This window comes from Aeromicrobium sp. REDSEA-S32_B7 (assembly GCF_001626145.1).
Lineage (GTDB): Bacteria > Actinomycetota > Actinomycetes > Propionibacteriales > Nocardioidaceae > Aeromicrobium > Aeromicrobium erythreum.
The window spans coordinates 1-2796 of record NZ_LUNF01000272.1 but is presented as its reverse complement, the minus strand read 5'-3'; the positions used below and the strand labels follow the sequence as shown (position 1 = coordinate 2796).

3 protein-coding genes are annotated in these 2796 nt (G+C 72.2%); all 3 read left to right on the top strand.

Translation table 11 applies throughout. From position 1 onward, the window contains the following. Nucleotides 1–525 (top strand): alkaline phosphatase D family protein (locus tag A6Q79_RS16315; RefSeq protein WP_317698780.1); only part of this gene is annotated, 525 nt, incomplete at its 5' end. Continuing rightward, on the top strand, nt 522–1766 hold the full coding sequence (locus A6Q79_RS16310) for an alkaline phosphatase family protein (RefSeq protein ID WP_286691083.1): 1245 nt from the start codon (nt 522–524) through the stop codon (nt 1764–1766). The genes A6Q79_RS16315 and A6Q79_RS16310, both read left to right, overlap by 4 nt. A gap of 62 nt (nt 1767–1828) precedes the next feature. Then, nucleotides 1829–2782, top strand: a complete 954-nt coding sequence (locus tag A6Q79_RS16305) for a glycoside hydrolase family 6 protein (protein ID WP_286691084.1) — start codon at nt 1829–1831, stop codon at nt 2780–2782. Nucleotides 2783–2796 lie beyond the last annotated feature (14 nt).

Sequence of the window (2796 nt, the reverse complement as noted above, 5' to 3'; positions counted from 1 at the left end):
CTCCAGGACTCCATCGGGCTGCTGCCCGCGGAGGGCGTGCAGTACAACACCGACCAGTGGGACGGCTACACGGTCGAGCGTCGGCAGGTGCTCGAGCACCTCGCCGACCAGAACATCACCGACACGGTCTTCCTGACCGGCGACATCCACTCGGCGTGGGCCTGCGACCTGCCGACGAACCCCGGCACCTACCCGTTCAGCACGACCGTCGGCACCGAGCTCGTCTGCACGTCGGTGACCAGCAACAACCTCAAGGACATCCTCGGGGCACCCCCGCGCACCGCGTCGGTGGGGGTCGAGGAGGCGATCAAGACGGCGAACCGTCACGTCAAGCACCTCGACTTCGACAACCACGGCTTCTCGGTCCTGGACGTGACACCGGCTCGCGTGCAGATGGACTGGTACGTCATCAGCAGCCGCGCCGACCGCGCCGCGACCGCCAGCTGGTCGACGTCCTACGAGGTCCCGGCCTCGGCCCAGAAGGTCCGCAAGGTCAGCCAGCCCACGACAGGAGCCAGCGCATGAGCGCCCCCCAGCTCGACCGACGGACCGTGCTGCGCGCGGCCGCCGCCACCGGTGGTGCCGTCGTCCTCTCCGGCGCTGCCGGCGCCCCGTGGGCCTCGGCCGCGCCCGTCACGTCCAAGCGCGTGTACGTGCTGGTCATCGACGGCTGCCGACCTGACGAGATCACGCCCGAGTCGACCCCGAACCTGCACGCGCTGCGCGCTGCTGGCCGGTGGTTCCCGCAGGCCCGATCCATGCCGATCGCGGAGACCATCCCCAACCACGTGATGATGATGACCGGCGTGCGTCCGGACCGCAGCGGCGTCCCGGCGAACTCGATCTACGACCGTGCGCGGCAGGAGGTGCGCACGTGCGGCGAGCCGACCGACATCGTCTTCCCCACCATGCTCGAGCGCCTGCGCGAGCGCGGGCTCACCACCGGCTCGGTGCTCAGCAAGGACTACCTCTACAGCGTGTTCGGCACGCGGGCGACCTACCGCTGGGAGCCGTTCCCGCTGCTGCCGGTGACCAACCACGCCCTCGACGTGTTCACGATGAGCGCGCTGCGCACGATGATCTCCGAGGCCGACCCGCACCTCGTGTTCGCGAACTTCGGCGACATCGACCGCTTCGGGCACAGCGACCTCACGGGCTCCAACCTGCAGGTGCTGCGCCGCACGGCGCTCACCTCCACCGACGCGCAGATCCGCTCGTTCGTCTCCTGGCTGCGCACCCGCAGCACCTGGTCGTCCACGACCGTCGTCGTGCTGGCGGACCACTCCATGGACTGGAGCGACCCCGACCGGCTCATCAGCCTGACCCGCGCCTTCCAGGGCAACGCCCTGCTCGAGGGCCAGGTCGCGATCGCCGACAACGGCGGCGCCGACGTGATCAGCTACCTCGGCCGCAGCGCCGACCGGTCCCGTGCGCTGGCCGAGGCCACGCGGGTGGCGCTGGCGACGCCGGGCGTGCTCAGCGTCCGTACGACGGCGCAGCTGCGCCTCGGCGCCAAGGCGGGCGACCTCGTCGTCTACTGCAAGTCGGGCTACCGCTTCTCCGACCCCGACCTGTACTCCAACCCGATCCCGGGCAACCACGGCCACCCGGCGACGGAGGCCATCCCGTTCTTCCTCACCGGCGGCGCCGTCCGACCGGCGGTGCTCAGCGAGCGCGCCGCGACGATCGACGTCGCTCCGACGATCGCGAAGATCTTCGGGCTGTCAGCGCCGCGCGACGGCTTCGACGGCGTGGCACGGGTCTGAACGGGTCGGGTTCGGCGCAAAGTCGGCGCGCACGACCCGGCGGCCGTAGGATCGGCCGAGTGGTGGGAGCCGTGCGACGCGTCGGGCCGCCGGTGTCGGTGCTGACGCTGGTGTGCCTCGTGCTGTCCGTGCTCGCTGCCACCGCCCCGGCCGAGGCGGCCAAGGACCCGCGCCTGACCCGCGCGGTCTACGTCGACCCCACGACGGCGTCGGCGCGCGCGGCGGTGAAGGACAAGCGCTATGCGCCCATCGGGTCGCGCGCGCAGGCCTTCTGGCTGACCGAGGGGTACCCGGCCTCCAAGGTGGCGTCGGTCGCCGCCGAGTACGCCGACCGGGCGCGTCGCGCGAAGCGCACCCCGTTGCTCGCGGTCTACGCGATCACCGGACGCGACTGCGGGCAGCACTCCGCCGGCGGCCTCAACCCGACCCAGTACAAGGCCTGGGTCGACCAGGTCGCCAAGGGGCTGCGCGGCCGGTACGCGATGGTCGTGCTGGAGCCCGACGCCCTCGCCCTGCTCGGCGCGTGCTCCGGCCAGGGCGATCGCACCGCACTGCTGCGGTACGCGACGCGGAGCCTGACGCGGGCAGGTGTCTGGGTCTACATCGACGCCGGGCACAGCCGGTGGATCACGCCGCAGGACATGGCGAAGCGCCTGGTGTCGGCCGGTGTCCGCGACGCGCGTGGCCTGGCCACCAACACCTCCAACTTCCGGCCGACGAGCGAGGAGCGCACCTACGGCGCCGCCGTCGTGGCCGAGCTCGCGAAGCTCGGCGTCAAGGGCAAGCGGTACGTCGTCGACACCTCGCGCAACGGCGCGGCCAAGCCCGTGACGCCGGGCGTCTGGTGCAACCCGCCGGCCGCGCGCCTCGGGCACACGCCGACGATCGTCGACCGCAACGGCCTCGACGCCTACCTGTGGGTCAAGCGGCCCGGCGAGTCCGACGGTCAGTGCGAGGGCGGCCCGAACGCCGGCACCTGGTGGCCCACCGGCGCCCGCCGCCTCCTGGCCCGCTGAGCTCGGTCAGAGGA

Excerpts from the sequence above, each read along its gene's own strand:
- A6Q79_RS16310 (WP_286691083.1), top strand. The coding sequence starts at position 522 with ATGAGCGCCCCCCAGCTCGACCGACGGACCGTGCTGCGCGCGGCCGCC.